This is a genomic window from Legionella fairfieldensis ATCC 49588 (assembly GCF_000621525.1).
In the GTDB taxonomy this organism is placed as follows: domain Bacteria; phylum Pseudomonadota; class Gammaproteobacteria; order Legionellales; family Legionellaceae; genus Tatlockia; species Tatlockia fairfieldensis.
Genome location: NZ_JHYC01000007.1, coordinates 1 through 12,143, shown reverse-complemented (window position 1 = coordinate 12,143; position 12,143 = coordinate 1). Strand labels below are relative to the sequence as shown.

Genomic DNA, 12,143 nt, shown 5'->3' with positions numbered 1-12,143 from the left:
ATCATGCATTTATTTTCCGACTATATTCAACCATTAACTCTCTGGCTTCATGACCACCCTCACTGGGCATTATTGATTACTTTTCTCATCGCGCTGACAGAATCATTAGCTATTATTGGCAGTATTGTCCCAGGCTCGGTCACTATGACGGCCATTGGTATTCTCGCGGGTTCCGGAGTAATGCGAATTGATTTGACACTTATAGCCGCCACATTAGGAGCAATAGCTGGTGATAGCTCAAGTTACATATTAGGTTATGCTTATAGTGATCGTCTTAGCAAGATTTGGCCCTTCAAACGTTATCCTGCCTTACTTGAATATGGCAAAGAGTATTTTGCAAAACACGGCGGTAAAAGTGTATTGGTTGGCCGTTTCGTAGGCCCTTTGCGTTCCATTATTCCCGTCATTGCCGGCATGATGCACATGAACCATTGGCGATTTTTTCTGGCCAATATATTTTCGGCGGTCGGTTGGGCGGTGCTTTACGTATTACCCGGGGTTTTAATTGGCACAGCGAGTAACGAATTGTCTCCGGAAGCATCCACTCGATTATTTATTTTAATCTTACTTCTGCTGGCTGCAATGTGGCTGACCAGTTTAGGTCTTAAATGGTTAATTATCCATATGAACCGTTTAGTCCGAACCGCATTACATAACTTTTGGCTATGGGCAGCAAACAACCGTTTCCTGGCTAAAATAGTAAAAAAACTGTCACCCTTTAACGAAAAAAATCATTTTGCAACGGCTGCTTTTCTTATTGCCCTTATTTTAAGTATAACCCTCTTATTTTTACTTATTATTTCTATTTTTTCCGGCACTTGTATTGTAACTATTAATCAGCCTGTTCATCTTTTTTTACAGAGCCTGCGAACACACTCTTTTGACATTTTTTTTATCTTTGTGGCTCAAATAACAAGCCCCGTCACCCTAACTATTTTAGCTCTCTCCATTGTTCTTCTGGCAATTTATTATCATGACTGGCGTTCATTAGCCTATTATTTAAGCCTTAATACCTTTTGCTTTTTTGTTCTTGTGTTTGCCCATTTGTTAATAAACAGCCCTCGTCCTCAAGGACTTATGGACACCGAAACAGGTAGCTCCTTTCCTGTTATCGAGTTGACTTTTGCGACAGCAAATTTTCTGGTTTTTATTTTTTATCTTAATGTCTATTGTCCGACCCGGCTTAATCGATCTATAAAAACCACCTTGATATCGGCCCTGTTCCTTGCTGGTTTTACACCGATCTACCTGGGAGATAACTGGCTTACAGACTCTCTGGGCGCTTATTTATGCGGTTTAAGTATTGCTTTGTTTCATTGGATATTATACCGTCGCCATAAGTCATCAATGACTTGTTCAATTTATATTCCTTTATCAATTTTATTGTTACTGTTCTTGGCAAGCCTCCTTTCCGGTTTTCTCACCTACTCTCAATCTCTACGGAATCATCAGCCTTATTTTGCTCAATATGTTTTTACCGATGAGCTTTGGTGGAATCAAACCAAACCTATACTTCCTATTTATCATACTAATCGAATTGGACATCGGATTAGCCTGTTTAATATTCAATATGCGGGAGAAATTAACAATCTTGAGGACTCCCTGACTACTTATGGTTGGAAAAAACAAAACGACTCTTTATTTAATACTATTCTGACTCGTGTCAGTGGCCAAAAATCCGCACAAGAATCACCGCTAATGGCTCAGCTTTACTTAAACAGAAAACCTGTACTTGTCATGACTTATGAATCAGCTAATGACAATTCTATACAAATATTAAGAATCTGGCGTTCCAATTATCATTTACAACATTTTCGTCAACCTCTATGGATTGGTTCCATTCATCCTCTTTTTGTAAAGGCAAACAAGTTTAAACAATCCCCCACGCCACCTAAGCGTGCATCACTTTCATACCTAAGTTCCGCCCTCCCCTCTGTCTTTTTACAAAGACGCATTTCTTTACCTCCAAAGATTTCCAATCAACAGTTACCTATTGATGTTGAACCGGTTTTACTCTTGATAAGAGAGGATAAATAAGGTTAACTTATCAGGAGGAGTTAAAGTTTAACCTGACTTTTAAATACTATTTTACTGAGTTAAACTACATTGATTGAAACCGGCTCGTTCACTATTGTGTTTGAATCAAGTAAGGTTTGCATTCTTGTATAAACTTCCCTTCAACCATTGTTGCTCGCAAAAAGGACAAATTGATGATTAATTTATTGGAAACAATACACTCATTGTTCCCTATGCTGGGAGTGGTAATCTTATTTGTTGGTATTAAACTACAGCGTAAAAATTATCTTATCGTGGCTTTATGGCTGAGTTTAATTGCTCTGATTTTACATTACCGCGCATCGGGGGGCGAAATTTTAGGCAGTTATTTTAATTATCAACATGCCGCTATTTATTCACTTAATTTAATTGTTCTCATTTTTTCTATTCTTTGTTTGTTAATGACTTCAATAAATGGAACAGAAAACAAAATCTTACGTTATAGTTCTGGACTTCTTTCAGCAGGATTAATAACCGGAGGCATCCTTTTAGTGATAAACCTCTGGATAAATGCTACGTTTGTAGAAAATAGGCTGGATGGTACTCCCATTTTACAAGTTGCTACCTTTAACAAACAGCCCTATTGCACCTACCGCTATGTATTTTATAAGGTGGATTCTGATAATAAAATTCAATTCATGTGTCCCAATCATTATGGGTTATTACCTGCGGTAGGTCAGTTAAGCACTGCTCCCGACTTTATCATTAAACAATTACCCACGCAGTTACAGACGACTATTTCCAAAAATAAGAATTCAAAGCTCCTCAATTGACAATAGGTTTTGTTTTTCTTATTGTTATGAAATATCATGCCAGCAAAGTGAAATCCTGAAAAAGTACAGGAAAAAACGTTGTCATACGCTTCGCAAAGGCGGAGGATGAATAAGAAACTATAACCCCACTAATTTGTTAATTATTTGATTAAATGTTTGTTTTTAACATAAGGGAATTTTTTTATAAAATGATAATACGTAGCGTATTTATAGTATTCTCCCTGCTATTTTCTTCATCCTCATTTTGTATGGCTCCTCAACTAAATTGGGATAAAGCAGTTGACCATGCTATAAATAAATATGGGCTACGAACAGAACCCGAACTTATTCGATTTTTTACCAATGCTCAAGTGACCTATCCTCCGAAAGAAATGGCTTTATTGGCTTTCAAGAAAGAAAGACAGCTGGAGTTATGGGCAAAAAATGAAAACCAAACCTGGCGTTTTATACGTAACTATCCTCTCACAGCTTTTAGCGGCCGTTTGGGACCTAAATTAAAAGAAAAAGATGGACAAATCCCTGAGGGGATATATCGCTTGGTAACTTTTAATCCTTTCAGTAGCATGCATTTATCCATGATGATTAACTACCCTAATAATTTTGATCGTTTACAAGCCAGTAAAGAAGGCCGCAGGCATTTGGGAAACAATATTTTTATTCATGGCAAATCAGTCTCTGTCGGATGTTTGGCCGTAGGCGATAGAGCTATCGATCAATTGTTTTTACTCGCCCGACGTGTAGGTCTAAGCCACATTAAAATAATCATCGCGCCTAACGATCTACGGAAAGGGAAACCAGCCACTACAAATTTTGCCCAACCCCGTTGGCTCCCGGAACTATACAAACAAATATCCACTGCTTTAAATGAATTTCCCGTGCGAAAAATTGCATAATAAAATTACAAATCTCGGAAAATTTGCCAGAGATTCATGAGTAAATGCTTAAGAAGAATACCTAAGTTCCACGGCTTATCCGAATGTATGTCAATCAGGGATCCACGAACTAGCCATGGACATAGCTAATAAAAATTAGCCTTTAAGTTGACGTCATAGGGAGAGATTGTTGTGAAGGGACTTCTTTTTCTGGATAGAATAATGATTGACCATTTTTTTCTCGCCACATCAAATTTATATTATAAGCATGATTTTTTAAATTATCAGGAATTTCCTGAATTCTTAAACACTCTCTTTTTATAGGTGGAAGAGCAAATAAATAATTATTAAACTGAGAAGCATCAGCCTTTAAACGCTCAAAACATTCCGTGAGTCTTCCAAGCGCTTCATTAAGAGTTGGCTTCCCATAAAAAAGTTTTCTAAAGGCAGTAGGATACAACAGAGATTTGAGAGGAGAAAAGGAAACAAATCCCTCAAAATATTGTTCTATAAATTGCTTAAATTCAGCTTCAGTATCGTTTGTTATCAATCTATTCTGACGATTATCATTCAATCTGTTATTGACGTCTATTCCGTTATAAATAAGGAAACATATGAGTAATAGTACTACTATTATTAAAAAAGCATCAACATTGATATTAATTAGACCAAAATAGTTGGCCATTAAAGAAAAGTTAACTATTAAAAAGTTGGATAATATAGGATATTTGACCGTTGATAAATAGGAATTTCTTCTATCAAAAAATTTTATCCTCTGGCTTTGTTTAAAATTATCCACAGCCTTGTGCAATCCGTTGCAAACATCCTCCTGCCAAATTTGAAATTTTAAAGATTTATTATAAAAACTATTATACTCTTGCATTAATTTATAAAAAGAACTTGAAACCTTGCTTAATGCTTTAGTCTCTTTAGCAGTTAAGTATTCTGCAATAACAGGAATTATTTTATCTAATTCACTTTGTTTTTGATCAATCATTCTAATTAAAATCTCTTTAATACATTTCTTTTATGCTGGACAAAAAACTGGCATTTCCGTCTACAACTTACGCCTGTAACCCTACGTACCGCGCCTGTTTACGGCACGCAGGATTTCGCAAATGAACTAATGCAAATTAATATTTAATAAGCAATCAGGAGTATTATTCATGCTCCGGCGCAACCACAAAAATTCCCGGTGCATTGCGAAGGTATTCATTATAATCCATGCCATAACCAAAAATATAATGATCATCAACCTGTAAGCCAACAAAGTCAGCTTTGCTTAAACCATTCGGCACGCGCTTATGGTGTTTGTCTACCAGAACAGCACAATAAACTTCCGCGGCTCCCATTGCTTTAACTTCTTCAATAATAGCTGCCAAAGTTACACCGCCATCGAGAATATCATCAACCACTAAAACGGTGCGATTAGTTAAATCAAGAGAGGGTCTCACTTTCCAATGCAATTCTCCGCCCTTGATTTGTCCGCGGTAACGTGTAGCATGGACGTAGTCCACTTCCAAAGGAAAATCCAGACGGGGTAGCAGATTGCCCATCGGCACTAACCCACCAATCATAACGCATAAAAGGACGGGATTTTTATCATGAAGTTGTTCATGAATATTAATTGCCATACGATCTAATGCAGCCTCGACCTCTCTTGTAGTATATAAACAACTCGAATTTTCATAAACTTGTTTAATTTTATCTGGAATAGACATAAATACCTTCACGTTAAGTAATGACTTGTGCAGTGGATTGTTAATCTTGACGTTTATTAGGAATGGGAAAGAGACTTACCTTCCCCTCCTCTTTGGACTTATCGCGCACTTTTGCAACACCCTCCTTGCTCACTTCATCAATTCGAAAAACAGCATGTAGAGGGATGTAAGTACGTTTTATATTACTAAATTCTACTTTTAAACGCTCTTCAGAAGGATCAACTACCAAAGACGTATTTTCACCAAAAACAAATTCTTCAACCTCTAGAAAACCAAACATTCCGCTCTCAGATACTTTTCGTGCATAAATTTCATAAACAGCTTCCTGATTTGCAAAAGTAATACGGTATAACGGCTCTTTTATTGACATACACCCTGACCCCAAGATAAATCAAAAGCTATTATACCGAATGTTACCAGGACTGTTCAAATACTGTTGTGTCAGATTGATAAGTAGGTTGCAAGGCGCCCTCCCTTTCCCATTGTTTTGCTTTAATCGCGCCAGATAAAATATCAGGGTGGGCTTCCTCCTCTTTTTGCATAACAAGACAATAAAATCCAGCAGGGCAAGGAGAAATCATTTTACCTAATTCATTTAGAATGTGGAGATTGCGGACCCATTTTTCGGTTGATACAGGGGGAATGTAATAAAAAGCAGACAAGTTACATTGAATATACCCACGATGCAACATAGCTCGTTTAATAAAAAAAACGGACATGGGTTGACCCTTTAATGGACCAAAACAAGAATAGCGTTTTAAACGAACGAATAACCCCCAAAGACTCATTGGATTAATACCCAAAAAAACCACATAACCCATTGGCTTCAAAACTCTGTCTAATTCATCGATGGGATTTTTTTTATAGTTAAATGCCTCCATGGTAAGTGGCGCAATAATACAATCCACACTATTTCTGGCAAGAGGAAGATAATTGAAGGACGTCACTAAGGTAGACAAGGGATCAGTGTAAGGTGTTGCGCACCATTTATGACTGTAATGAAGGGGTCTCAGCCAAGGATTAGTGCTGCAATGACCCAATTGAAGTAAAGTTTCACCATAGAGAAACTCATTCAAGTGAGATAACTCAGTGGTAAAGGCATCACCTACATCAATTCCTTGAGGCGAATTAAACCAATTATCAAGAGCACGGAATTTACTTTTCTCAGCATTTAAAGACAAACATGTGCTCCATGACTAAAATAAGTTAAATTATTTTTTACCATAGAGCCAGCGGGATGAAAAGAACTTTCAAAGTTCAAAATTTTAATTAAACGTACATAGAGATCTTTATTGCGAAACAGTACATGAAGCACTTGACTACGCCACAAAATTTATCGTGCAATTTCCTTTCTTTTTGTTTATAGTGGACAAAAAGTTCAACTTACATTACGGAACAATGCTAACTATTGCAGAAAGGCAATCCTTGCAGGGGATTAGTCAATTATTGGTACAAGCCAATTTTATGGATAAAAATCAGGCATCTCGTTATCAACAGGAAGCGGCGCTTAACCAGCAAAGTATATTACGTTATTTAGTAACAACTAAACTTTTTTCTGCAACAAATCTCGCCCGGATACTGGCTCAATATTTTAACTTACCCTTAATTAATCTCGACGAGATTGATTTTGATTCAATTCCAGCCCAAATGGTTAGTGATAAATTAATTCATCGTCATCAAGTATTACCTCTTTTTATTCGTGATCACTATTTATTTTTAGCAATTGATGATCCTTTTAACGAGGATGCTTTGAAAGAAATACAGTTTCATACTGGTTTACAAACACGGTTGTTTGTGGCCGAAACAGATAAACTTGAACAATTAATTAATACAATTTTTCCCAAGAACCAAAATAATCCATTACTTGTTTATTTGGAAAATATAAAAAATGAACAATCCGAGACCTATGATGATGCTCCCGTTATTAACTTTGTAAACCAGATTTTACTTGAAGCAATCTCTAAAGGGGCTTCGGATATTCATTGTGAACCTTATGACAATAATTACCGCATTCGTTATCGACAAGACGGATTGCTAACCGGGATAACTGCTCTTCCAAAAAAATTAGCCGCACGGATTAACGCCCGTATAAAAATAATGGCCAATCTCAATATCGCAGAACATCGACTACCACAGGATGGTCGTTTTCAAATGACAAACCCGTTATCAAAAACGATTGATTTAAGGGTAAGTACCTGCCCCACAATTGATGGGGAAAAAATTGTTCTCCGTATTCTTGACCCAGGCTCCCTGCAACTTGCTATCACAACATTAGGTTTAAATAATTTACAGGAAAAACTGGTATTAACAGCTCTCGGCAAACCGCAAGGATTTATTATTGTTACAGGCCCGACTGGAAGCGGTAAAACGGTGTCGCTCTATACAGCCCTCTCTATTTTAAATAGTATTGAACGTAATATTTCAACTGTAGAAGATCCAGTCGAACTTAAAATGCCTGGTATTAATCAGGTTAATGTCAATCCGAAAATTGGCCTGACGTTTTCTAATGCGTTGCGCTCCCTCTTACGGCAAGATCCGGATACTCTTATGATTGGTGAAATTCGTGATCCTGAAACGGCAGAAATTGCCACTAAAGCAGCACAAACCGGCCATCTGGTTCTTTCTACATTACATACCAACAGCGCCGCTGAAACATTAACAAGGTTGCATAATTTAGGGATCCCTTTATTTAACATAGCCCATTCAGTAAGTTTATTAATAGCACAACGATTGGCAAGACGATTGTGCGATGTATGTAAAAAACTGCAGAAAAATCCGCCGCAACAACATTTAATGGAACTTGGCTATACCAAAAATGAGGTAAAAACCTCCTTTTTATATCAAGCTCAGGGTTGTGATCAATGTACTAATGGATATAAAGGACGCATAGGGTTATTTGAAGTTTTACCTGTATCTAAAACGATCAGTCAATTGATTATATCAGGGGTCAATTCGCCTGCCATTCATGAGCAGGCACAAAAAGAAGGGATGTTAACTTTATGGCAATCTGGCCTTGAAAAAGTTAAACAAGGTCTGACAACGCTTGAAGAGATTAACCGAGTTCTCATTAACTAGCTATTATGAATAAAACCGAAAAATACTACTACTGGAAAGGTATTAATTATAACGGCATAAAAGTGCAAGGCATGATTGAGGCGGCAAGTTCTGCCCTGGCTAAAAATGAATTAGGTAAACAAGGAATTATCACTCAAAAAATAACTACAAACCATGCACTTTATTGTCTTAAAAAGAATAAAAAAATTACTTCGGGACATATCACTTTTTTTATTCAACAAATGGCCTCTTTACTTAATGCAGGAATTCCTATCATTCAGGCCTTTGATCTTGCTATTAACACCCAGTCTCATTGGTTAATGAAGCAATTAATCATCTCTCTCAAAAAAAATATGGAAAACGGTATTAGTTTTTCGGAAGCAATGCGTAAAAATCCTTCTTTTTTTAATACACTACTATGCAATTTGATTGAAGCTGGAGAAAAGTCTGGAAAACTTGAATTAATGCTGAATAAAATCGCTCACTACAAAGAAAAAATAGAAACCATTAAAAAGAAAGTTAAAAAAGCATTCATTTATCCCGCTATGGTTTTTTCTATTGCCTGCCTGGTCAGTTTGGCTCTTTTAGTCTTTGTAGTTCCCCAGTTTGAATTTTTGTTTAAAAGTTTTGGTGCTGATCTTCCTTTCCTGACCCAGATAATTATCCAATGCTCCACTTTCTTTAAAAATTATGGGTTAATTCTCGCTATTTTTTTCGTTATTCTGAACTACAGTGTATTATTAGCCAAAAAGAAATCATCCGGATTTATCTGCTTCATAGAGACCATGGTATTAAAAATTCCAATACTTGGCCCCCTCTTTAGAGGCGCTATCATTACTCGTTTTTCTCGAACACTTGCTATTACATTCGGAGCAGGTATTCCTTTGGTTAATGCGTTAACAACTGTTGCCGGAGTTACTGGCAGCAATGCGTATACAAAAGCTATTTATACGCTTGGAGAAGAAATAGCTGCTGGACAATCCATGCAAATTGCACTTAAAAATACAAAGTTATTCCCTGATTTGGTAATTCAAATGATAACAATTGGTGAAGAATCAGGTATGCTTGAAAATATGCTCTTTAAAATTGCTGATTTTTATGAAGAAGAAATGAATCACACTATCAATATTTTAACTGACCTCTTAGAACCTGTTATTATGGTAATCGTAGGAATATTGGTAGGTATTCTAATAATTGCGATGTATTTACCGCTTTTTAAACTCGGTTCCGTAGTGTAAAAATAATGACTCAATCCTTTGAAATAATTAATTTGCCTTTAGCATACCTGTTGTTAGCTTTATTAGCCCTGGCAATAGGCAGTTTTTTGAATGTGATTATTTATCGTCTGCCTCATATGCTTTATGCAGAATGGAATGACTATTTCAATAAAAATTATACAATTAATAAGCGCATTAACTTATTTTTCCCTCGCTCTTTTTGTCCTTCCTGTAAAATCATGATCCCCGCAAGAAATAACATCCCGGTATTAAGTTTTTGTTTATTGCGAGGGCGTTGTCAGGCATGTCAACAGCCTATTTCACCGCTGTATCCTCTGATAGAAATTACAAGTTGTTTATTTGCATTGTTTAGTGCTACACATTTTGGTTTTAATTTAACGCTGTTAGCCACTCTTTTCTTCATTTGGATTTTGATTGCGCTTTTTTTTATTGACCTGAAACATCAATTATTACCCGATAGTCTCACTCTCAGCCTGCTATGGTCAGGATTAATTGCTAATACTCAATCACTATTCGCCCCTCTTCCCGAGGCAGTAATTAGTAGTGCTTTAGCTTACCTGTTCCTATGGCTTTTTATGCAAATTTTTTACTTGCTCACAGGAAAAAAAGGGATGGGCAATGGTGATTTCAAGTTATTTGCGGCTTTTGGCGCATGGTTTGGCTGGACACAACTGCCAATAATTTTGTTAGTAGCCTCTTTTACAGGCGCAATAATAGGTTTCATTTATTTAAAAATACAGGGAAAATCTACAGATACCCCTATTCCTTTCGGACCTTTCCTTTGTTTCGCCGGGCTTATCTCACTTTTTTGGGGAAAAATGATTATAGGCTGGTACTTTACTTATTGTTTTTAATGGGTAAGTACGCAGGTAAAATAAAATACAAATCCATAAATCGAAGCTAAATTGTAAGTGTTCACGGAATATAATTTTAAATGAGAAATCCATCTGTGATTTTATAATGCGATTTCCCCAGACCTTGGGGCATCTGGTTCAGCATCCTTTCGGTAACAAGTGAACTGAGACATTCGTGAGCCTTTTGTGCGTAACATGAGTTAATTATTCCTTAATATTATTTGTATATAATTAAATCAACCAAGTTATTTTGGAGATAATTATGCCAAGTTTTACTGTAGTGCAAATTCCAGGTGATGAGCAGAAATTAGTCGATAACCGAGCTCTTTTAAAATCTCTACAAACCGGTGATTTTTTTCATTGTTTTTGGGCAAAGTTTGAAACTGAAAAAGAAGCATCTGATACTGTGGCAATTTGGACTCCTAACGGCATTGCAGTAATTGTACAATATGAAGTTGTGGAGAATAATTTTAAGATTATCAGTGCCAAATTCCGGTACGGTAAAGATACTCTACCATTGCCAAAGCCTCTTATTGTTTCTGTAAATGAAAAGGGACAGATGCAACCCAAAAGTGTTAAGGAATTAACTGCTTTAACTTCGGATGAAACGCTTCCTTTAATTGATTTAACCCTATCCGATGAATCACCTAATATGGCACACATTAACGCTGCTCCAAATCACCTATCTGTTAATTCCAGAACGGATGTTATGGAAGTACAAAAAGAAATAGACCGATTAGAACGTAATAGCAGGTCTATTTTTGGGATTAATAATAAAAAGAAAGCAGATAAAATTAGAACCGCACTCGAAAATGCTATTAACAGAGGCACCGAAGATGTTACAAAGGATTCAGAAGTAAGAGAAGCACTAGGATTTCATCGAATTTTTGGATTTTTTGGGTTTAAAACCGCCAATGCACTAAAAAACATTGAAAATCCCGAAAAAGGAAAAGGGCTTTCTAAATAGTCGGCCCTAAGTAATAAGATTGTTGCTGCAATGACACTTGAGGCATTCCTATTTTTAAAGCAATCGATTGGCTTTATCCCTATCTGGATTAAAACAGATCTTCCTGCGTTAATCCTACCCGCTCCAACAACCCCCTCAATGTTTTTAAAGCTTCAACCTGAATTTGTCTAACTCGCTCACGGGTAAGATCAATTTCTTTTCCTACATCTTCAAGCGTTGCTTTTTCATGACCACGCAAGCCAAAACGCCGAGCTATCACCTGTTGTTGATTTTCAGTTAGTTTATCCAAACCCCAGTAATGGGTTTTAAACTTTAATAAAGCATTATAGATCAAAAGGTTAATTTGTTTTGAAATAGAAAAAGGTAGCTGGAACATTGTAATATCGCAATTTTTTCCCGACGAAAGGAATTTGTGATATGGACATGCACCAGCTGGTTAATATTTTCTGCGAAATAGACGATTTCTGCAACGAGTTAGATAAACATTGTGAACATTATATGCTAACAGGCCCGACAAAAAGCAAGCGCGGTCCGGCTTGCAGCTTATCGATTAGCGAGATTATGACTATCTTGGTTATGTTTCAAATGTCCAGATTTAGAGATTTTAAA

11 protein-coding genes and 2 pseudogenes are annotated in these 12,143 nt (G+C 36.6%); 8 read left to right on the top strand and 5 right to left on the bottom strand.

What is annotated here, in order from left to right; genetic code table 11:
* Positions 1-3: 3 nt before the first annotated feature.
* The 3 genes from T345_RS0101710 to T345_RS0101700 all read left to right on the top strand — a co-directional run bounded on the left by T345_RS0101710 (position 4) and on the right by T345_RS0101700 (position 3,721).
* Entirely contained in the window at positions 4-2,037 is a 2,034-nt protein-coding gene (locus T345_RS0101710; RefSeq protein ID WP_035917956.1) for a VTT domain-containing protein, read from the top strand.
* Positions 2,038-2,210: 173 nt separating this feature from the next.
* Positions 2,211-2,828, top strand: coding sequence for a hypothetical protein (locus T345_RS0101705; RefSeq protein ID WP_028387815.1), 618 nt, complete (start codon positions 2,211-2,213; stop codon positions 2,826-2,828).
* A gap of 188 nt (positions 2,829-3,016) precedes the next feature.
* Positions 3,017-3,721 carry a L,D-transpeptidase family protein gene (locus T345_RS0101700; protein WP_242604560.1) on the top strand — a complete coding sequence of 235 codons (705 nt, stop codon included), beginning with the start codon at positions 3,017-3,019 and terminating at the stop codon, positions 3,719-3,721.
* Positions 3,722-3,863: 142 nt separating this feature from the next.
* On the opposite strand, the gene T345_RS0101695 is transcribed toward T345_RS0101700, so the two are convergent.
* The 4 genes from T345_RS0101695 to T345_RS13285 all read right to left on the bottom strand — a co-directional run bounded on the left by T345_RS0101695 (position 3,864) and on the right by T345_RS13285 (position 6,602).
* Positions 3,864-4,697 carry a hypothetical protein gene (locus tag T345_RS0101695; protein WP_028387813.1) on the bottom strand — a complete coding sequence of 278 codons (834 nt, stop codon included), beginning with the start codon at positions 4,695-4,697 and terminating at the stop codon, positions 3,864-3,866.
* Between the two features lie 163 nt (positions 4,698-4,860).
* Entirely contained in the window at positions 4,861-5,421 is a 561-nt protein-coding gene (locus T345_RS0101690; protein WP_028387812.1) for a hypoxanthine-guanine phosphoribosyltransferase, read from the bottom strand.
* Positions 5,422-5,461: 40 nt separating this feature from the next.
* Positions 5,462-5,791, bottom strand: a complete 330-nt coding sequence (locus tag T345_RS0101685; protein WP_028387811.1) for a DUF1820 family protein — start codon at positions 5,789-5,791, stop codon at positions 5,462-5,464.
* A 43-nt stretch (positions 5,792-5,834) separates the two neighbouring features.
* Positions 5,835-6,602 carry a class I SAM-dependent methyltransferase gene (locus T345_RS13285; protein WP_051555083.1) on the bottom strand — a complete coding sequence of 256 codons (768 nt, stop codon included), beginning with the start codon at positions 6,600-6,602 and terminating at the stop codon, positions 5,835-5,837.
* 217 nt (positions 6,603-6,819) lie between these two features.
* On the opposite strand from T345_RS13285, the gene pilB reads away from it, so the two are divergent.
* From pilB to T345_RS0101655, 4 genes are all read left to right on the top strand, one after another.
* Positions 6,820-8,496, top strand: coding sequence for a type IV-A pilus assembly ATPase PilB (pilB, locus tag T345_RS0101670; protein WP_028387810.1), 1,677 nt, complete (start codon positions 6,820-6,822; stop codon positions 8,494-8,496).
* A 5-nt stretch (positions 8,497-8,501) separates the two neighbouring features.
* Positions 8,502-9,713: a type II secretion system F family protein gene (locus T345_RS0101665; protein WP_028387809.1), complete on the top strand. Its 1,212-nt coding sequence runs from the start codon at positions 8,502-8,504 to the stop codon at positions 9,711-9,713.
* 5 nt (positions 9,714-9,718) lie between these two features.
* Positions 9,719-10,567 (top strand): prepilin peptidase, encoded by an 849-nt coding sequence (locus T345_RS0101660; protein ID WP_028387808.1) that lies wholly within the window; start codon positions 9,719-9,721, stop codon positions 10,565-10,567.
* 262 nt (positions 10,568-10,829) lie between these two features.
* The gene (locus T345_RS0101655) at positions 10,830-11,534 is read left to right on the top strand and encodes a hypothetical protein (protein WP_028387807.1); all 705 of its coding nucleotides are present in this window, start codon (positions 10,830-10,832) and stop codon (positions 11,532-11,534) included.
* Between the two features lie 88 nt (positions 11,535-11,622).
* Here T345_RS0101655 and T345_RS0101650 read toward each other — a convergent pair.
* Positions 11,623-11,823: pseudogene (locus T345_RS0101650) on the bottom strand (sigma factor-like helix-turn-helix DNA-binding protein); the annotation flags it as partial.
* A 128-nt stretch (positions 11,824-11,951) separates the two neighbouring features.
* On the opposite strand from T345_RS0101650, the pseudogene T345_RS15285 reads away from it, so the two are divergent.
* Positions 11,952-12,143 (top strand): annotated as a pseudogene (locus tag T345_RS15285) (IS982 family transposase); the annotation flags it as partial.

What these genes read in the sequence shown, in the direction of transcription:
- T345_RS0101710 (WP_035917956.1), top strand. Translation starts at nt 4, where the DNA reads ATGCATTTATTTTCCGACTATATTCAACCATTAACTCTCTGGCTTCAT.
- T345_RS0101705 (WP_028387815.1), top strand. Translation starts at nt 2,211, where the DNA reads ATGATTAATTTATTGGAAACAATACACTCATTGTTCCCTATGCTGGGA.
- T345_RS0101700 (WP_242604560.1), top strand. Translation starts at nt 3,017, where the DNA reads ATGATAATACGTAGCGTATTTATAGTATTCTCCCTGCTATTTTCTTCA.
- T345_RS0101695 (WP_028387813.1), bottom strand. Translation starts at nt 4,697, where the DNA reads ATGATTGATCAAAAACAAAGTGAATTAGATAAAATAATTCCTGTTATT.
- T345_RS0101690 (WP_028387812.1), bottom strand. Translation starts at nt 5,421, where the DNA reads ATGTCTATTCCAGATAAAATTAAACAAGTTTATGAAAATTCGAGTTGT.
- T345_RS0101685 (WP_028387811.1), bottom strand. Translation starts at nt 5,791, where the DNA reads ATGTCAATAAAAGAGCCGTTATACCGTATTACTTTTGCAAATCAGGAA.
- pilB (WP_028387810.1), top strand. Translation starts at nt 6,820, where the DNA reads ATGCTAACTATTGCAGAAAGGCAATCCTTGCAGGGGATTAGTCAATTA.
- T345_RS0101665 (WP_028387809.1), top strand. Translation starts at nt 8,502, where the DNA reads ATGAATAAAACCGAAAAATACTACTACTGGAAAGGTATTAATTATAAC.
- T345_RS0101660 (WP_028387808.1), top strand. Translation starts at nt 9,719, where the DNA reads ATGACTCAATCCTTTGAAATAATTAATTTGCCTTTAGCATACCTGTTG.
- T345_RS0101655 (WP_028387807.1), top strand. Translation starts at nt 10,830, where the DNA reads ATGCCAAGTTTTACTGTAGTGCAAATTCCAGGTGATGAGCAGAAATTA.